Genomic DNA, 17,781 nt, shown 5'->3' with positions numbered 1-17,781 from the left:
GTGGCCGGCACGCCTCGGGCCCGGGCAGGCTGGGCGCCATGCCCCATGACGTGACAGCGCTCGACCACCTGACCCAGGAGCAGCTGTGGGACGCCCGCGCCGCAGCGACCTACGACACCCCGGGCACCGGCATGGAGGCGCCCGAGGTCCTCGGCCCCACCGTCGACCGCCTCGCCGAGCTGGCCGAGAACGGCCGCGCCCTCGAGCTCGCCGTCGGGACCGGGCGGGTCGCCATACCGCTGGTGCGGCGCGGGATCGAGGTGAGCGGCATCGAGATCAGCCGGCCGATGATCGACCGGCTGCGCGAGAAGGCGAGCCCCGAGGAGCTCCCCGTCACGCAGGGCGACATGGCGAGCACCGTCGTCCCGGGCGAGTTCTCGCTCGTCTACCTGGTCTTCAACACCATCGGCAACCTGCTGACCCAGGACGCGCAGGTCGAGTGCTTCCGCAACGCCGCCGCCCACCTGCGGCCGGGTGGGAGGTTCGTGATCGAGCTGTGGGTGCCGCAGCTGCAGCAGATGGCGCCCGGCCTGCCCGCGATCATCGGTGCGGTGGAGGACGGCTACATCCTCGTCGACACCCTCGACACCGCCACGCAGCGCCTGGTGTCGCACCACTTCACCTTCGGCGAGGGGCGTTCGGCGACGGTCGGCCGCACGCCGCACCGCTACGTCTGGCCGTCGGAGCTGGACCTGATGGCCCGCCTCGCCGGTTTCGAGCCGGAGTCCCGCCACGCCGACTGGCAGGGCACGCCGTTCACCTCCGCGTCGACGTCCCACGTCTCGGTCTATCGCAAGGCCGCCGACGGTCGATGAGCCCCGACAGGCCACCTGACGTGATGCGACCCGTCGGGGCGCAGCTGTGCACGCGCGATCGGCGCGACGGACAATCAGGTCATGAGTCAGAACCCGTCCGTGCTGCACACCGTGCTCGACGCGGTGGACATCCGAGCCCTGGCGGAGTTCTACCGCCGGCTGCTCGGGCTGGTCTACCGGCCCGGCGACGAGCCGCCGGGGGACCCGGCGCCCGACGACGGAGACTGGCTGGTGCTGACCCGGCCGGACGGCACGCGGACGCTGGCCTTCCAGCACGTGGAGCACCTCGAGCGGACCACGTGGCCGGCGCCGGACGTCCCGATGCAGCTGCACCTGGACCTCACCGTCCCTGACCTGGCAGCGCTGGAGGAGCACCACGCTCGCGCCCTGGCGCTCGGTGCACGCCTGCTCCTCGACCGGTCCGACGACCCCGACGAGCCGCTCTACGTCTATGCCGATCCCGCGGGGCACCCCTTCTGCCTCTTCGTCGCCGAACCTGCGACCGAGGACCTCGACCACCTCGTCGTCGACGGCCGCGACCTCACGGTCCAGCGGGCCGGGCTCGCCGACGTCCCGGCCATCGTCGGCCTCCTGCGCGACGACCCCCTCGGAGCAGAGCGGGAGGTCGAGGACCCGGAGCCGTATGTCGCAGCGTTCCACCGCATCGACAGCGACCGGTCGCACCTGCTCGTGGTGGTCCGCGACGCAGGCGGCGAGGTGGTGGGCACCATGCAGCTCACCCTCCTGCCCGGGCTGTCCCGCTCGGCCGCGACCAGGTTGCAGGTCGAGGGCGTCCGAGTCTCCCCGTCGGAGCGTGGATCCGGCCTCGGCGCAGCGATGTTCGCGTGGGCCCACGCCTGGGGCCACGAGCGTGGCGCGTCGCTCGCTCAGCTCACGACCGATCTCTCGCGAGCGGACGCCCACCGTTTCTACGAGCGGCTCGGCTACGTCGCGACCCACGCCGGGCTCAAGCGCCCACTCGACTGAGGCTCGCCACCGCGCTCCGGGTGAGCCCCTCCGTGTCGGTCGCGGCGTTCGTCAGGCGGGGAGTCGGGCCACCATTGCCATACCCAGTGAGTGCTCCTCTGATGGGCGCGCCACTCATCGGCGGTGATCTCGTGGGTCACCTCGCCCTCCTCCGCGCCCGGCAACGGCTCGTCCCACGTCCGGACCTCGGTGCTCACGTGCCGCATCCCGAGCCTGCGCATCACCCCGCGTGACCCGGTGTTGACGGCCATCGTCTCGGCCCAGATCCGGCGCAGCCCGACGGTCTCGAAGCCGTGGCGCACCAGCGCCAGGGCCCCCTCGGTCGCGAGGCCCTGGCGCCAGTGACGCCGCTCGAGCCGCCACCCGATCTCCGCGGCGTCCGGATGCGGGGCGGAGCCCGGCTCGGAGTCGCTGCGACCGAGGTCCCACCAGCCGAGGAAGTCGTCAGTCCCGAAGCCGACCCACCACCCCAGACCCAGCGTGTCCCCGCTCGTATCGGCGCACCGCGGCCCCCAGAAGTCGTCGATCTCCTGCGGCGTCCGCGCGCGCCCCAGCAGGTGGCGCATTGCCTCCGGGTCGGAGTCCAGGCGGTGCAGGAGGGGCAGGTGCTCGATCGTCATGGGGCGCAAGGTGATCCGGTCCGTCGTGACGACCGGTCGCCCCCGCGGGCCGGGTGTCAGGCCCGGCGTCAGGTGCTTGACCATCGCCTGACGCGGCCATCGGTCCAGGCCCAGGCTCCGCTCGTGCTGCCGCGCAGCAGCCAGCCCCCGACCGTGCGACGACTCGGGCAGCACCCGCCACCCCAGCCGCTCGTAGTACGGGCCGTTCCACGGCACGTCGCGATAGGTGGTCAGTGTCATGTCCTCGTGCCCCGCGGTCCGGGCCCACGCCTCGGCCGTCTCGAGCAGCCGCGCCCCGAGCCCGTGCCCGGCGTGGTCGGGGTGGACGCTGAGCTGACCGACGTGCGGCCGGCCGTCGACCGGCTCGACCCGCACGAAACCCACCGGGAGGTCACCCTCGTCCACCGCCACCCACAGCGTGCCCGCGGCCAGAGCCGGCTCGAAGGCCTCCGGCGGGTCCGGAGGCATGTCCGCCACCAGGTCCATCCCGGCGCCGCGGAAGTGCACGCCACCAGAGGCGTCCAGGGCGGGCAGGTGCATCAGGTCGTCGAGGCGTCCCGCGCGAATCGCCATACGGCTCACAACGATCCCTCCGCCACCAACGGTGCGCCGGTCACCGACCTGGCCATCCACACGCTGTCACGGCGGTCGTCGGCACTCACCCAGATCGACCGCGGCGCGCGCCCCACCTCGACCCACCCCATCGATCCGTAGAACCGGCCGAGCCCCAGCCCGCTGCGATAGACGAGATCGACCTGCTCCACCCCGGGCAGCGCCCGCGCCACGGCGTGGAGCCCACCCAGAGCGACCCGGCCGAGGTTGCGACCCCGCACGTCCGGGTCGACCATGAACCTCTGCAGAGTGGCCGTATGACGAAACAGCCCGTCATCGCTGCGGATCCACCAGCCGAAGGCCAGCAGCCGCCCACCGCGGTCGCGCATGATCCCGAGGGTCCGGCGGTCGTCGTCGGTGCGCTCCAGGGCCTCGTCGAGCCGATCGGCCACGGCCGCGCGCGGTGCGTCCCGGGTGAAGCCCACCGCTCCCCCGGCCACGTTGACCGCGCACCACAGGTCGAGCATCTGGTCCCGCAGCCCAGCACCCACGGAGCGCTCGTCAGCACCGGCGACCTGCACCTGCGGCAGCCACCACGCCCGCGACGGCCCCAGCTCGACGGGATCGCCGGGGATCACGTGCGGATCGCCGCGCAGCAGCCCCGCCGAGGCCGCCGTGCGCCCCGACGCGGCGTTGTCGTCGCGCGCCACGGCCCGCACCGTCCACCCCGGCAGCCATTCCGCGGCCCAGGCCGTCACCGCTCGCGCCGCCTCGCGTCCCAGGCCCTGGCCGTGGCACTCCAGGGCGAAGCGGTAGTAGAGGTTGGCGACCCCCTCCTTGTCGTGCGGGAGGGGGCGCACCCCCGCCATCCCGAGCAGGCGCCCCGACGGGCGGTCCTCGACCACCCAGTAGCCGAATCCGTCTGTCTCCCAGGCCTCGACCCAGGTCTGCAGGCCCACGAGGTTGGCGGTCCGGTCGGTCGTGACGGCCCACGGCGCGTAGCGAAAGAGGCGCTCGTCGGAGTGCAGCGCGTGGTGGAAGGCCGCGTCCTCGATGCGCGGTGGCCGCAGCCGCAGCCGCCGGGTCTCGACGGTCGTCGGAGCGCCTGCGGGGACGGCACGGTGGGGCGGGGCGGTGGCCATGAGCCCGACGTTAGCCGTAGCCTCCGACAGGCCCCCACCCGATGACCGCACCGTCGACCCCGAGGACTCCAGCAGATGCCGTATGCCGTGACCGTGGACCACCCCGGCGGCACGTCCCGGTTCGCCGTCACGCACGACGCCCTGGTCATGGTCGCCACCCTCGGCGGCCACCTGCACGCCTACCTCGGCGGCGAGGGCTGCCGCGCCCAGAGCCTCGCGTTCACCACGCAGGAGCCGCGCCGCACCCTGGAGGGTCGGGTCGAGGTGCCGGAGGCGGTCGACGAGGTCGACTGGGAGGGCACCGAGTGGACCGAGGAGAGGCTGGCGGCCCTAGCCGAACGGATCCCCTTGGGCGAGTGCAGGATCACGGTCGCCCACGACCTCGCCCCCCTGGTCGACGGCGGGGAGCTGGACTTCGGGGAGCACCTGCAGATGGAACGCTTCGTCTGGTCCCGGCTCGCCGGGGACGCCGGCCGAGACGGGCGCCGCTGCACCTGCCTGCGCAGCATCGGCACCCCGCGGGGCAAGCGCGCGACCTGCTTGGACGACGCGCGGCAGGGCCTCACCTGACGGTCAGCTCTGCGGCGTGGCCGGCGGTGGGGTCGGGGACGGGGACGGGGAGCTCCCCGGCCAGCCCGGGATGGTCTGGGGCGCCACGGCGAGCGCCCGTTGGAGGTGCTCGAACCACCCGTCGACCTGCGCCCCGTCCTCGTGCCAGTTGCGGATGGCCGCCATGAGCGGCCAGAGGGTGACGCTGACGGCGAGGCGCGACTGCTGCCGGTCGGCGTCCGTCACCTCGCTCAGGGCGACGGCGACCTGCTCCACCACGTCGTCGAACAGCTCGAGCCCAGCTCGGCGGATCGCCGGGGTGCCCATCCACAGCAGTGTCCGTCGTCGGGTCAGGTCCTCGTCGGCCGGGTGGAAGTGCTCGCCGAGGACCTCGGTCAGGGTTGCCCGCATGGCGACGGCGGGGTCCTCGCCGGCCGCGACCCGGGTGATGAACAGCTCTATCGCGCCGTCGTCGAGCTCGTCGTGGAGCACCAGCCCCTCCTTGGTGCCGAAGTAGCGGTAGACGGTGCTGGGCGACACGTCCGCCTCGGCGGCGACCTGGTCGATCGTGACGGCGTCGAACCCGTCGCGCTCGAAGAGGTCCACGGCCGCCTCCTGGATCGTGTGCATGGCCGCGATCTTCTTGCGCTCCCGCAGCGAGGGCTGCTTCACGTCTCACCTCCGGATCGGTGCAGGACAACCTCTTGACAGTGACTGTCAGTCTAACGCTAGGGTGGACTATGAGACAGCGACTGTCACTTGACATTGACTATCCATTTGTCCTGGCCCGCGGGATCCACAAAAGGTTCGGCCGGGTGACAGCGTTGGACGGCCTCGACCTGAGCGTCCGGGCGGGAGAGGTCCATGGCTTCCTGGGGCCCAACGGGGCGGGCAAGTCCACGACCATCCGAGCCCTCCTCGGCCAGCTGCGGCTGGACGGCGGGGAGCTCGAGGTGCTCGGCGGGCACCCCGTCCGCGACGCCCGCACCATCCACCCCCGACTCGCCTACGTCCCCGGCGACACGGCCCTGTGGCCTTCGCTGACCGGCGGCGAGTGCATCGACCTGATCGCGGGGTTCCAGGGCGGGCAGGACCGGGCCCGACGCGACAAGCTCGTCGACCGGTTCGAGCTGGACCCCCGCCGACGCGCCCGCACCTACTCCAAGGGCAACCGGCAGAAGGTCGCCCTCGTCGCCGCCCTGTCCAGCACCGCCGACCTGTTCGTGCTGGACGAGCCCACGTCGGGGCTCGATCCCCTGATGGAGGCGGTCTTCCAGCAGGTCGTGCGCGAGCTCACCGACGAGGGTCGGACCGTCCTGCTGAGCAGCCACATCCTCGACGAGGTGGAGGCGCTCTGCGACCGGGTCACGATCATCCGGCGAGGCCGCACCGTCTCCACCGGCACCCTGGAGGACCTGCGCGCCAACACCCTCACCACCGTCGAGACGACGACCGCTCACGGCATACGGGCGCTGTCCGGCGTGCCAGGGGTCACCGACGTGGTGGAGCGGCCCGTGTCCCGGGGGACGCACACGACCTTCAGCACCACCCACGCCGCCATGCCGGCGGCCGTCACGCTGGTCGCCCGGCACGAGCCCGCCAGCCTGGTCGTGCGTCCCCCGTCGCTCGAGGAGCTCTTCCTGGAGCACTACGACGAGGTGCCGGCGTGACCGCCGTCGAGGGCACGACCCGGATCATCCGTCTCCTCCTGCGCACGGGCTGGCGACGCCTGCTGCTGTGGTGGGGCGCCTGCACCGCCCTGGTGGTCGCGACCTGCGCCGGCACCGTGAGCCTGTATCCCGAGGCCTCGGACCGGGCGACCTATGCGGCCACGCTCGGACGCTCCACCGCCACCGCCGCGTTCAACGGCCGCGGCTACGACCTGCACACCCTGGGAGGGATCGGCGCCTACGAGGTCGGGTTCCTCGGCCAGCTGTTCCTGCCGGTCGCCGCCCTGCTGCTGGCGGTCCGGCACACGCGCACCCAGGAGCAGAGCGGCCTCGTGGAGCTCGTCACGGCCCATCGCGCCGGCTCCCTGGCCCCGCTGCTGGCCGGCGCCGTCGTGAACGCCCTCCCGCTGCTGGGGGTGGGGATCGGGGTGGCGACGGGGCTGTGCGCCCTCGGCCTGCCGGTGGCCGGGGCGATCCGGTATGCCGTCGTGCTCACCGCCATGATGATCTGCTTCGCCGCGGTGGGACTGCTCTCGTCCGAGCTGGCCCAGGGCGCTCGCACGGCCACGATGCTGGGGCTCGGCACGCTCGGGGCGGCCTTCCTCGGCCGCGTCGTCGTGGACGCCCTGCAGCTGGAGGCGACCTGGATCAGCCCGCTCGGCTGGGTGGCGGAGGCGCGGCCCTGGGGTGGCTCGGCGTCGTGGTGGCCGACCGCGGCCTACCTGGCGACAGCGCTCGCGCTCGGCACCGCCGCCGTCACCGTCCGCCTGCACCGCGACCTCGACTCCGGCGTCGTGGCCCCCCGCCCCGGCCCTCCGCACGGTCGACCACGCACGTCAACGGTGCTCGGCTGGCCGCTCCGGCTCAACCGCCGGTCCTTCACCGGCTGGCTCGTCGCGACGCTGGTGTGGTCCGGCTCCTTCGGGTTCCTCGCCCACGAGATGACCTCGCTCATCCGCGACAACCCGGCGCTGATGGAGGGCCTCGGCATCTCGAACGCCACCGACCTCGTGACGACGCTCGTGGGCGTCTCCGACGCCGGGCTGGCCTGCCTGGCGGGCATCGGCGTGACGATGGCCCTGAGGACCGAGGAGGACGAGGGACGGCTGGGCGCCGTCCTGGCAGGTCGGGCCTCACGCCTCGCCGTCTGGTGCGGCTGGTCCGTCGTCGCGTGCGGCCAGGCCCTCGCGCTGCTGGCGGCGGGACTCGCGACCTACGGCCTGTCGAGCGCGGACGTGACCGGTGACGGTCATGTCCTGCGCACTGCGCTGGAGCTCGCCGTCGCCTACGCGGCGCCGGTCGTCGTCGTGGTCGCGGGCTCCCTCGCGCTGGCCGCGTGGCTCCCCGCTGCCACCCCCGCCGCATGGGCCCTCGTGGCCTGGATCCTCGTCGTTGGGCTGCTCGCCGACTCGCTGCGCCTGCCGGAGGGGGCCCGCGCGCTCTCCCCGGTCGACGCCGTCGGCGACGTGCCCGCTCGGCCGCCGTCGGCCCTGGCCCTCGCAGTGCTGGGCGTGCTCGCCGTGCTCCTCCTCGGCGCCACGGTCCCCGGCGGACAGCGACGGGACCTGCGCGCCGGCTGACGGGTGCGCCGACCGCGGCCAGGACGGACCGGCCCGCGCCGGAGACGGGCCGACCCGCTGTGCGCTGCCAGGGGTCGGCCCTCCTCTCTCCTGCTCAGGGCACCAGCGGCACGCCGCCCGCGGTGAGGCGCCAGCTCGGGACGAAGAAGTCGGCGGGGTCGATCACGCCCTTGGCGGCGGCCCAGTCGATCAGGAGCTGTCGGATCTCCTTCTGCTGGTTGTAGATCACCGGCGCGGTCGAGATCCCCGGGAAGTTCCCCCCGCCCGAGCGTCGGTAGTTGTTGACAGCCACGGCGAACTGGTCGGTGTCGGCGACCGGGGTGCCGTCGGATCGGCGCAGCCCGGTGATGCGCGACCCCACCGGCCGGGACAGGTCGATGTCGTAGGAGACCCCGGAGACGATGTCGTCGTTGTAGTCGGGGGTGCCACCTGCCCCCGTCATGGTGGCGGGGTCGAAGGTGCCTCCGGCCGGCACCGGCGCGAAGTACCCCGCGGAGTGCTCGAGGTAGGCCTTGACCTGGGCCCCGGACAGCTGGACCGCCTCGAGGGTGTTGTCGTAGATGTAGAGCCCCGCGATGTCGCGGATCGTCACGTCGCCCTGCGGGAACACCGCGGTCCGGCTGAACGGCGCGGCGATCGACAGCACGGGCAGCGCGGCCTGCGGCGTCCCGGCCAGGCCGCGTCGCACCTCGTCGGTCTGGACCTGCTGGATGAAGTCGATGATCGCCGTGTCCTTGTAGCGCGACTCCACCGCGGACAGCTCCTGGGAGGACCGCGCCACGACCTGGTTCACATAGGCGACGGTCGCGTCGTGATAGGGCTGGACGGCCTTGACGACCCGGGGGTTCGGCGCAAAGTCCTTGCCGCGCAAGGAGGTCGCGGCGCTGGAGGCCACGGCCCACCGGCCGCGCTCCTTGACCAGCCGCAGGTCGACCTGCGACACGGACGCCGCCCAGCGATAGGGCTGCGTCAGCAGCACCTCCCGTCCGGTGACCTCGTTGACGATGCGCTTCTGGGGGACGTCCCGGTGGCTGTGCCCGGCCACGACCACGTCGATCCCGGGCACCTCGCGAGCGATGACGTCGGAGACGTTCTCCGGCGGCAGCTCGGGGCCGTATGACGACGTCCCGCCCTCGCCCGAGTGCGACAGCACGACGACGACGTCGGCCCCCTTGCGGCGCATCTCGGGGACGTACTTCTTGGCCGCGGTCACCATGTCGCCGAACCGCAGGCGCCCGTTGACGTTGGCCTTGTCCCAGATCGCCGACCCGGGCGTGGTGAGGCCGAGGATGCCCACCTTGACGGGCTTGTGACCGGCGACGTGGCGGTTGTGTGGATCGCATCGGTTGGTGGCGTGATTCTGAGAACTGTCAGTGGCCGATGAGGAGGACTTCTCTGGCGGCGTCGACCAGTTGCCGGGTGCTGAGTGTCTGAAGGGGCCCGCTTCGTGACGCCGACCGGTGGGCGATGAGCCGGCCAGGTGGATCCGCGCGAGGACACCGCTACCGCGCCGCAGTGGTCCTCCGGGCGTGGACGGAGCGGCAGGTTATTGGTGCGGCTCGCCGAGTTCTGGCGGCGTCTGTGTGGGTCGCGTACGGTCAGTTTCTGCGACTTAGAGGGTTGCTTGCGTCTCAAGCGCGATGGCGTGCATCGCCGCGTCGAGGCATCTGCCGAGCGAGGCGCCGTGGGACTGGGCGTGGGCGTGGGCGGTGAGCAGGGCGGCGAAAGCGGTGGCAACGAGGGCTGCTGAGGTGAGGGGTTCCCACGACGGGTTGCCTCGTCGTTGTTCGCGGCGGTCCAGTTCCTCGACGACAAGGCCTTGTGCGCGTTGCATGCGCTGGAGGTAGCCGGCGCGCAGTGCGTCAGAGGATCCGATGATCTTGTCCCACTCGCTCGCGTGGTGCCCCTGGCTGGGGTCGTCGCCGAGAGCGACGGCACCGTCGAACATGCGTCGCAGCGCCGTCCAGGCCGGTTCGTCGTCGGGCCTCTCGGCGAGGGCCGCCACGAATTGCTCACCCTGACGGGCGACCTTGGCGAGGACGACCTCGTCCTTGCTCGCGAAGTATCGGAAGAAGCTGCGGCGGGACATGCCTGCGGCTTCCGCGATCTCGTCGACGGTGACGGCGTCGAAGCCGCGCGCGGCGAACAGGGTGATGGCGGCCCCCGTGAGCTCTTGCTGCACCGCACGTCGCGTCCGATCGCGCAACGACTCTGAGGTGGCAGGGGACGTCATGACGAGTAGCCTATCGCACAGGCGCACGCTTGACACACGGTGTCACTAGTGACGTAGCATGTCGGAAATACTTGACTATCGGGAGGTCATCACATGGCTCAGCGCACCATCGTCATCACCGGCGCGTCGGATGGAATCGGCGCTGCCGCCGCGAGGAAGCTCGCACCGCGGGGTGATCGGCTCCTGCTGGTTGGCAGGCGCCGCGACAAGCTTGAGGCTGTCGCTGGCCCGTTGGGGGCGGAGGTTCTCGTGGCGGACTTCGAGCGCCTCGATGATGTTCGCGCCCTCGCGGCGCACATCCGTGACCGGACCGACACGATCAACGTGCTGGCGAACAACGCCGGCGGAGTGTTCGCCGAGCGGATGGTCACCGTGGACGGCAACGAGCGCACCATGCAGGTGAACCACTACGCCGGGTTCCTGCTCACCAATCTGCTGCTTGACGTGCTCGTGGCCAGCGGCGCCACCGTGGTCAACACGTCCAGCGTCGGAGCGCACGCGTTCGGCAAGCTCGACCTGGCCGATCTCGACGCCACCCGCAGGTACAAGACGATGAAGGCGTACGGGGACTCCAAGCTCGCCAACATCTTGTTCGCCAAGGGCTTGCACGCCCGCTATCACGACCAGGGACTGAGCACTGTCGCGCTGCATCCGGGCAACATCGCGTCGAACTTCGGCAAGGAGACCGGCAACGCGATGATGAAGCTCATCTACAAGAGCCCCCTTGCCCGACTGCTGTCGACGCCCGACTTCGGCGCCGACAACCTCATCTGGGCCATGGACGGCACACCGGGTGTGACGTGGCAGTCGGGCACGTACTACGACGAGCGCCGCAGGCTGCCCAAGCGACCCAACCCGCAGCAGGACGACCTCGGCGTTGTCGAGGCGATCTGGGCCGAGAGTGCCCGACGGGTCGGTATCGAGGCCTGAGCCGCCGGCGGCCCCGGTCGACGGTCGTCCTGCTGCGAGTTCAGCTGCCGCCCTCAGGACGGGAGAGAGTCAGCGTCGCTGGTAGTCCGCGTCGGGGACGTGCTCGAGCCAGGTCACGACCTGGCCGTGCTCGTCAGCCTCCTGAATCGCGACGTGTGCCATGAATCGATCGGGTGCGGCGCCGTGCCAGTGTTCCTCACCGGGTTCGATGTAGACGACGTCCCCGGGCCGGATCTCACGGACCTCGCTGCCGCGAGTGGCGACGTAACCGATGCCGTCGGTCACGTACAGCGTCTGCCCCTTGGGGTGGTGGTGCCATGCCGTCCGTGCGCCCGGGGAGAACCGCACGTGGGCGCACCCCACGGCGGACTGATCATCAGGATTGCGGATTCCGTCGATATAGACCGTGCCGGTGAACCATTCCTGCGGTCCGGCGCCGGTCCGGCCGCCGCTTCGGGTGAACCTCATGGGTGTCTTCCTCTCGTGTCGGTGTGTCTGTCGGTCAGCGGTCGCTGAGCGTGATCGAGACGGCGACGTCGGCCGGACCGTCGGCGAGCAGGGTGATCCCACGTGCGTCGAACGTCCCCAGGCGGGCGATGCCGTCCCAGTGGCCGACGTCGCCGTAGTACAGGACCAGGTCCGACGATGGCGCGTACCAGCCGATCTCGCCAGGGTTGGGGTCGTCGCCGGCGGGCATACCGTTCATGGTCAGGGCCGATTGGAGGCGCGCGGTCTTCTCGACGGCGTTGTAGTCGCTGAACGTGAGCGTCAGGGGCAGGCGAGCGACGAGGTCGCGTCCGGCCGGGTTGTCCCACAGCTCGCCGTCGATGGTGGTGTCGCCGATGGTGAGCCGGATGGTGGTGCCGACGCTGTGGGGTGTCGGCTCGGGTGCCGGGGTCGTGGGTGTGCTCACGATGTCCGTCCTGTCATCGGTTGCGGCGGGCTGGGTGGGCTGGCTCGTGCAGGCCGACGTCGCTACGGCGAGGAGCGCGGTGACGAGCCAGATCGGGGTGCTGCGGGTTGCGGATGCGCGCATCGCGGTCCTCCTGGGTCGACCGCCTGCCTGCCTGCCGACGTGGACGGGGCAGACAGGCAGACGGTGGTCACAGGGTCAGCAGCACCTTGGTGGCGCGGCGCTCGTCCATGGCCTTGTAACCCTCGGCTGCCCGCTCGAGCGGGAGGGTGAGGTCGAAGACCTTGCCCGGGTCGATCGCGCGGTCCCAGATGAGCTGGATGAGCTCGGGCAGGAAGCGGCGGACGGGGGCGGGGCCACCGAGGACCTGTACCTGGGAGAAGAAGAGCAGCTCGCCGGGCAGCTGGACGTCGTGCGTGACGCCGACAAAGCCGACGTTCCCGCCCGGTCGGGCCGAGCTGATGGCCTGAACCATCGACTCCTGGGTGCCGACGGCCTCGATGACCGAGTGGGCGCCGAGCCCGCCGGTGAGCTCCTTGACGCGGGCCACGCCGGCGTCCCCACGCTCCTCGACGATGTCTGTGGCGCCGAAGTGGCGCGCGAGGTCCTGGCGGTCCTTGTGGCGGGACATGGCGATGATCCGCTCAGCGCCGAGCTGCTTGGCCGCGAGGACACCCATGAGTCCGACGGCACCGTCGCCGACCACGGCGACGGTCTTGCCCGGCCCAGCCTGGGCGGCGACGGCAGCGAACCAGCCGGTGCCCAGGACGTCAGAAGCGGCGAGCAGGTGCGGGATCAGGTCGGGGTCCGGCTGGCCGGGGGTCGCGACGAGCGTGCCGTCGGCGAACGGGATCCGGGCCCTCTCTGCCTGGGTGCCGATCGCACCGTCCACGAAAATGCGGTGCACGCAGCTGGACGGGAAGCCGGCGCGGCAGATCTCGCAGGTGCCGTCGGAGATGACGAACGAACCCACGACGAAGTCGCCGGGCTTGACGGTGGTGACCTCGGCGCCGACCTCCTCCACCACGCCGACGTACTCGTGGCCCATCGTCGCGTGGTCCACGGGGTCGGCACCGCGGTAGGGCCACAGGTCGGAGCCGCAGATACAGGTTGCTGCCAGCCGGATGACCGCGTCGGTCGGGTCGACGATCGTCGGGTCGTCGCGGTCCTCGACCCGGACGTCGCCGGGGCCGTGCATGATCACGCCGCGCATGAGGTTCTCCTTCTCTGGATGGATAGTCCCATCGTGTGCCTGATCCTCGGAGTGTGGGAGTGCCTGTCGTGGGGTGTACCGGCAGTACACCCCACGGCACGGCCTTCCTCGACGGCCGCGTTCGGCTTACCGTCGAAGGCATGGACAACCGAGCGGATGTGCGCGAGTTTCTCGTCTCCCGGCGCGCGAAAGTTACCCCCGAGTCTGTTGGCGTCGTCAGCGGCACGAACCGTCGCGTGCCGGGCCTGCGCCGCAGTGAGGTTGCCGTCCTGGCCGGCGTGAGCGTCGAGTACTACGCCAAGCTCGAGCGCGGGGCGATCGGCGGCGCGTCGGCGTCCGTGCTCGACGCCGTCGCGCGGGCGCTACAGCTCGACGACACCGAGCGCGCGCACCTGTTGGACCTCGCCCGTGCAGCAGACGGCGTCCCCTCGTCCGGTCGTCCGCGTCGACGCACGACCCGGCCAGCACCACCGCGCCCGAGCCTGCAGTGGGCGCTGGCAGCGATCACCGAGGGCGTCGCCTTCGTCCGTGACCAGCGCCAGGACGTGCTGGCGACCAACGACCTCGGCCGCGCGTTCTACTCCCCCGTGATCGGCGACGGCGGCCGCACGCCGAACCTCGCGCGATTCCAGTTCCTCGATCCCGCGGCCCGCGAGTTCTATCCGGACTGGGACCTGTTCGCCGAGATGTGCGTAGCGATCATGCGCGCAGAGGCAGGCCGCGACCCGCACGACAAGAGCCTCCAAGATCTGGTCGGGGAACTGTCGACGCGCAGCGAGACCTTCCGTCGACTGTGGGGCGCGCACGACGTGCGCAGCCACGGGTCTGGCACCAAGCGCTTCCACCACCCCGTGGTCGGCGAGCTCACTCTGGCGTACGAGGAACTCGCCATCACCGCCGAGCCCGGCCAGGTACTCATGGTCTACACGGCCGAGCCCGGCTCGCCGTCGGCCGAGCGCCTGCGCCTACTCGCCTCTTGGGCGGCTGACCCGGCCGTCACCGGGTCCAGCACCGATGAGCCTCGACCCCGCGCAGGCTCGGCAGAACAGGAGCGATGATGGAACTGCAAGGCTTCATCGAGCACGTCGCCCGCGGGTCCGTCATCCAGGCAGGCTCGGATGAGCATGCCTTCATGCACCGCGCCGCCCAGGAGGCGCTGCACGTGGTCGCAGAGCTCAACAGCGGTTACCGGACTCCGGAGGAGGTCCGCTCTCTTCTCACCCGGCTGACCGGGCAGACGCTCGATGAGTCCGTAACTCTCTTCCCGCCGTTCTACTGTGAGTTCGGCAAGAACCTCACGCTTGGCGCCGGCGTCTTCATCAACATGGGCTGCCGGTTCCAGGACGCCGGAGGGATCACCATCGGTGACGGCACACTCATTGGCCACGGAAGCACCATCGTCACCCTCAACCACGCCGTCGACCCTGCACGGCGAGCCGACATGACGCCGGCGCCCGTCACGATCGGGCGCAGAGTCTGGCTCGGCGCCTCAGTCACCGTCGTGCCCGGGGTGACCATCGGCGACGGCGCGATCGTCGGAGCTGGCGCAGTGGTCACCAGAGACGTCCCGGCGAACACCATCGTGGCCGGAGTCCCGGCTCGGCCCATCCGGACGACCGGCTTCGACGCCTCACACACGTCTGAGAGCACGGCCCTCTAGGAGGCGCTTCATCCGCCTCCGTCCTCCAGCTCGCCCCCACGGCCTGATGTCGCGGCGGCGCCGGCGGCCCGCCCAGCTCGCCGAGCACGACACGAGGACGGGCCGTCCCTCGATCCGTCAGCCGTAGTCCGCACCGCTTCCGGATGCTCGACACGGGCGCATGGGTTGGGCGCCCAGCCCCACGGTGCCCCTCGTAGCGATCCACGCCTATCGCGCCATGACGAGGGACGACCGTGAGGGTGAGCGGAGACTCATCACGACGCCAGCGCTGTGCCACCGGTCAATGACCGCGCCCACCAGCGACTGTCGCACAAACGACCGTCCATGAGACCGTCGCCCCCATCACGGTGCTGCACCGCGCGTCGTGTCTCATGGGCCGTGTCCGAGACCTATGTACCGCGAGGCACGTTGTCGGTACATTCGGGTGATGGCTTCGATCGGATACGCGCGCGTTTCGACCCGGGAGCAGAATCCGGACGGGCAGACGGACCTGCTCGCCGCCGCGGGGTGCGAGAAGGTGTTCGTCGAGCACGCCTCGGGTGTGCTGGCCAAGCGGCCCGCGCTCGACGATGCTCTGGACTACCTGCGCTCAGGTGACACCCTCGTGGTGACCAAGCTCGACCGGCTTGGTCGATCGGTGCGCAACCTCAAGGAAGTCGTCGAGACTTTGCAGCAGCGGGGCATTGGGCTGAAGGCACTGTCTCAGGGGATCGACACCACGACACCGGGTGGCCGCCTGTTCTTCCACATGCTCGCGGCCATCGCCGAGTTCGAGCATGACCTGATCGTCGAGCGGACCCAGGATGGTCTTGCCGCTGCCCGCGCGAGAGGTCGCAAGGGTGGGGGCCGGTTCAAGATGACGGCGACGAAGGCGCGTCAGGCCAGGGCGATGTATGACGAGAAGTCCTACACGGTCCAGCAGATCGCTGAGACCTTCGGGGTCTCGCGCGGCACGATCTACCGCCACCTCGCCCAAGACGCACGGCCGATGTGAGGGGACGTGCCGGCGCGGTGGGAGGTCTCGGACAAGATCGCTCTCCTGAGCCGCCACGACGACGGTGTCCCATGGACGCGGCTGGCAGCCGAGTCGGGGGTCCCGCTGCGCACCCTCTCGCGCTGGGCGCGCGCCTATCGGTCTGACCCCACCTCACACAGCCTCGCTCGGCGCCAACGCAGCGATCATGGCCGGCGTCGAATCCCGGCAGAGCTGATCGAGGTAGTCGAAGCTCTCGCCCTGGCAAAGCCGGCTCCGACAGTGGCGTTCATCCACCGCCGCGTGGCCGGCATCGCACACGATCGCGGCCTGTCTGCCCCCAGCTACTCCAGCGTCCGGAGCCTGGTCGCCGGGATCGATCCCGGGCTGCGCGCTCTGGCCGAGCACGGGGACGCGGGATACCGGGACAGGTTCGAGCTGGTGCTGCGGCGCTCGGCCGAGCGCCCCAACGAGCAGTGGCAGGTCGACCACACTCTCCTGGACGTGGCGATCCTCGACGCCAAGGGCACCCAGGTGCGCCCCTGGTTGACGGTGGTCCTGGACGACTATTCCCGCGCCGTGGTCGGCTACACCCTCTTCCTCGGCGCACCTTCGGCCGAGCAGACGGCGCTCGCCCTGCACCAGGCCGTCAATGCCAAGGCGAACCCGGGCTGGCCGGTCTGTGGGCTGCCCGAGGTCCTCTACAGCGACCACGGTTCGGACTTCACCTCCGCTCGCCTGGAGCAGGTGTGCCTGGACACCCACATCCGGCTGATCCACTCCCGGGTCGGGGTGCCTCAAGGGCGGGGGAAGATCGAGCGGTTCTACCGGACCGTCACCACCGAGCTCCTGCCGCACCTGCCCGGGTACATCCCGCACGGCACGAACGGCGCACCGGTCACCTCCCCGTCGCTCTCGCTCGAAGACCTCGACGCCATCCTCGAGCAGTACGTCGTTGCCGAGTACAACGCCCGCCCCCACTCCCAGACCCACCAGGGGCCGACCGTCCGGTGGAGCGCGAGCGGCTTCATCCCGCGCAGCCCCGCCCACCCTGAGGATCTCGACCTGCTCCTGCTCACCGCGGCCACCACCCGCAAGGTCCAGCGCGACGGCATCCAGTTCGCCTCGACCCGCTACCTGTCCACAGTCCTGGCCGCCTACGTCGGGGAGCAGGTCACCGTCCGCTTCAACCCGCGCGACGTCGGGGAGATCCGCGTGTACTTCAACGACGAGTTCTTGTGCCGGGCGATCGCCCCTGAGCTGTCCGCCGAGTCGATCTCCCTCGACCAGCTCCAAGCCGCCCGCCGTCAACGCCGCCGCGACCTCAAGGACCAGCTCCGCCAACACCGCACCCTCGCCAGCGCCCTGCCCAGCGATACCCGATACGCCCCACCAGCAGTCAGCACCGACGACACAGCACCGCCACCGGCTCCTGAGCCCCGACCACGACATGGACTGCGTCTGTATGCCACCGACTAAGAAGCTCTCCGTGCTCGGCAAAGACGACGACGGCCGGCGGTTCCTCACCGGAACCTTCGACGAGGTCAACTCCTCCGCCCCGCACCCTCACCCCGTCCCGTCCTTCTACAGCACCCGCGAGCACCGGCGGTTCACCGAGTTCGCCGACACCGTGCGCACCCACCGCTACATCGGACTGTGCTGGGGCCCGCCCGGGATAGGCAAGACACTCTCAGCCCGCCACTACGCCGGCGTCGACTCCTGGGAGCGATGGCAATACGACGTCGGCGACACGGTCGGACCCGTGCCGCCACGGGTCCTGGAAGTACGCACCGCGTTCTACACCCCCACGGTGGCCGCCACCATCAAGCAGATCGACCAAGGCCTACCCCGAGCCTGCCAAGCGATCTCCTACGCGATCGACTACGACGAGCTCGGACTCGTCGACCCCTACGTTCACGACGTGTGACTTTCTCCGGTGAGTGG

The 17,781-nt window shown here is 70.9% G+C and carries 19 protein-coding genes and 1 pseudogene; 12 read left to right on the top strand and 8 right to left on the bottom strand.

Annotated elements, in window-relative coordinates:
• The first annotated feature begins 38 nt into the window (after positions 1–38).
• The 3 genes and pseudogenes from B4K29_RS13570 (at position 39) to B4K29_RS13560 (ending at position 1,802) form a co-directional block, all read left to right on the top strand.
• Positions 39–815 (top strand): class I SAM-dependent DNA methyltransferase, encoded by a 777-nt coding sequence (locus tag B4K29_RS13570; RefSeq protein WP_286967713.1) that lies wholly within the window; start codon positions 39–41, stop codon positions 813–815.
• A gap of 81 nt (positions 816–896) precedes the next feature.
• Positions 897–1,304, top strand: a pseudogene (locus tag B4K29_RS13565) (VOC family protein); the annotation flags it as partial.
• A 90-nt stretch (positions 1,305–1,394) separates the two neighbouring features.
• The gene (locus B4K29_RS13560) at positions 1,395–1,802 is read left to right on the top strand and encodes a GNAT family N-acetyltransferase (protein ID WP_286960593.1); all 408 of its coding nucleotides are present in this window, start codon (positions 1,395–1,397) and stop codon (positions 1,800–1,802) included.
• On the opposite strand, the gene B4K29_RS13555 is transcribed toward B4K29_RS13560, so the two are convergent.
• A complete protein-coding gene (locus B4K29_RS13555; RefSeq protein ID WP_286961568.1) occupies positions 1,760–2,995 on the bottom strand; it encodes a GNAT family N-acetyltransferase in 1,236 nt (411 codons plus the stop codon). The genes B4K29_RS13560 and B4K29_RS13555 overlap by 43 nt on opposite strands.
• Positions 2,996–3,000: 5 nt before the next feature.
• The gene (locus tag B4K29_RS13550; protein WP_286961569.1) at positions 3,001–4,116 is read right to left on the bottom strand and encodes a GNAT family N-acetyltransferase; all 1,116 of its coding nucleotides are present in this window, start codon (positions 4,114–4,116) and stop codon (positions 3,001–3,003) included.
• A 75-nt stretch (positions 4,117–4,191) separates the two neighbouring features.
• Here B4K29_RS13550 and B4K29_RS13545 point away from each other — a divergent pair, with 75 nt between their 5' ends.
• Positions 4,192–4,686: a peptidase gene (locus B4K29_RS13545; RefSeq protein ID WP_286961570.1), complete on the top strand. Its 495-nt coding sequence runs from the start codon at positions 4,192–4,194 to the stop codon at positions 4,684–4,686.
• A 3-nt stretch (positions 4,687–4,689) separates the two neighbouring features.
• On the opposite strand, the gene B4K29_RS13540 is transcribed toward B4K29_RS13545, so the two are convergent.
• Positions 4,690–5,337: a TetR/AcrR family transcriptional regulator gene (locus tag B4K29_RS13540; protein ID WP_019284590.1), complete on the bottom strand. Its 648-nt coding sequence runs from the start codon at positions 5,335–5,337 to the stop codon at positions 4,690–4,692.
• Between the two features lie 143 nt (positions 5,338–5,480).
• On the opposite strand from B4K29_RS13540, the gene B4K29_RS13535 reads away from it, so the two are divergent.
• Positions 5,481–6,335, top strand: coding sequence for an ABC transporter ATP-binding protein (locus tag B4K29_RS13535; RefSeq protein ID WP_313534743.1), 855 nt, complete (start codon positions 5,481–5,483; stop codon positions 6,333–6,335).
• Entirely contained in the window at positions 6,332–7,915 is a 1,584-nt protein-coding gene (locus B4K29_RS13530) for a hypothetical protein (RefSeq protein ID WP_286961573.1), read from the top strand. Before B4K29_RS13535 ends, B4K29_RS13530 begins: the two co-directional genes overlap by 4 nt.
• A gap of 94 nt (positions 7,916–8,009) precedes the next feature.
• Here the strand turns inward: B4K29_RS13530 and B4K29_RS13525 are convergent, their stop codons facing one another.
• The gene (locus tag B4K29_RS13525) at positions 8,010–9,212 is read right to left on the bottom strand and encodes a bifunctional metallophosphatase/5'-nucleotidase (protein WP_286961575.1); all 1,203 of its coding nucleotides are present in this window, start codon (positions 9,210–9,212) and stop codon (positions 8,010–8,012) included.
• Positions 9,213–9,527: 315 nt separating this feature from the next.
• Entirely contained in the window at positions 9,528–10,148 is a 621-nt protein-coding gene (locus B4K29_RS13520) for a TetR family transcriptional regulator (protein WP_286967709.1), read from the bottom strand.
• A gap of 93 nt (positions 10,149–10,241) precedes the next feature.
• Here B4K29_RS13520 and B4K29_RS13515 point away from each other — a divergent pair, with 93 nt between their 5' ends.
• Complete coding sequence (locus B4K29_RS13515; protein ID WP_286967707.1) at positions 10,242–11,078, top strand: SDR family NAD(P)-dependent oxidoreductase; 837 nt, start codon at positions 10,242–10,244, stop codon at positions 11,076–11,078.
• Between the two features lie 69 nt (positions 11,079–11,147).
• Here B4K29_RS13515 and B4K29_RS13510 read toward each other — a convergent pair whose 3' ends face one another.
• The 3 genes from B4K29_RS13510 to B4K29_RS13500 form a co-directional block, all read right to left on the bottom strand.
• Positions 11,148–11,546 carry a (R)-mandelonitrile lyase gene (locus B4K29_RS13510; protein WP_286955423.1) on the bottom strand — a complete coding sequence of 133 codons (399 nt, stop codon included), beginning with the start codon at positions 11,544–11,546 and terminating at the stop codon, positions 11,148–11,150.
• Positions 11,547–11,580: 34 nt separating this feature from the next.
• Positions 11,581–12,114 carry a cyclophilin-like fold protein gene (locus tag B4K29_RS13505; protein ID WP_286967704.1) on the bottom strand — a complete coding sequence of 178 codons (534 nt, stop codon included), beginning with the start codon at positions 12,112–12,114 and terminating at the stop codon, positions 11,581–11,583.
• A gap of 67 nt (positions 12,115–12,181) precedes the next feature.
• Positions 12,182–13,204 (bottom strand): zinc-dependent alcohol dehydrogenase family protein, encoded by a 1,023-nt coding sequence (locus B4K29_RS13500; protein WP_286955427.1) that lies wholly within the window; start codon positions 13,202–13,204, stop codon positions 12,182–12,184.
• A 140-nt stretch (positions 13,205–13,344) separates the two neighbouring features.
• Here B4K29_RS13500 and B4K29_RS13495 point away from each other — a divergent pair, with 140 nt between their 5' ends.
• The 5 genes from B4K29_RS13495 (at position 13,345) to B4K29_RS18360 (ending at position 17,764) form a co-directional block, all read left to right on the top strand.
• Entirely contained in the window at positions 13,345–14,262 is a 918-nt protein-coding gene (locus tag B4K29_RS13495; protein WP_286955433.1) for a helix-turn-helix transcriptional regulator, read from the top strand.
• On the top strand, positions 14,262–14,864 hold the full coding sequence (locus B4K29_RS13490; RefSeq protein ID WP_114552743.1) for a sugar O-acetyltransferase: 603 nt from the start codon (positions 14,262–14,264) through the stop codon (positions 14,862–14,864). Before B4K29_RS13495 ends, B4K29_RS13490 begins: the two co-directional genes overlap by 1 nt.
• Positions 14,865–15,291: 427 nt before the next feature.
• The gene (locus B4K29_RS13485) at positions 15,292–15,858 is read left to right on the top strand and encodes a recombinase family protein (protein ID WP_084074635.1); all 567 of its coding nucleotides are present in this window, start codon (positions 15,292–15,294) and stop codon (positions 15,856–15,858) included.
• Between the two features lie 282 nt (positions 15,859–16,140).
• Positions 16,141–17,316: a Mu transposase C-terminal domain-containing protein gene (locus B4K29_RS13480; protein ID WP_286955431.1), complete on the top strand. Its 1,176-nt coding sequence runs from the start codon at positions 16,141–16,143 to the stop codon at positions 17,314–17,316.
• A complete protein-coding gene (locus tag B4K29_RS18360; protein WP_349680251.1) occupies positions 17,303–17,764 on the top strand; it encodes a hypothetical protein in 462 nt (153 codons plus the stop codon). Before B4K29_RS13480 ends, B4K29_RS18360 begins: the two co-directional genes overlap by 14 nt.
• Positions 17,765–17,781: the final 17 nt, after the last annotated feature.

The organism is Arsenicicoccus sp. UBA6765 (assembly GCF_002453335.1).
GTDB classification, from domain to species: domain Bacteria; phylum Actinomycetota; class Actinomycetes; order Actinomycetales; family Dermatophilaceae; genus Arsenicicoccus; species Arsenicicoccus bolidensis.
The sequence above is the reverse complement of the archived record's forward strand: the minus strand, read 5'-3'. Positions and strand labels throughout refer to the sequence as shown.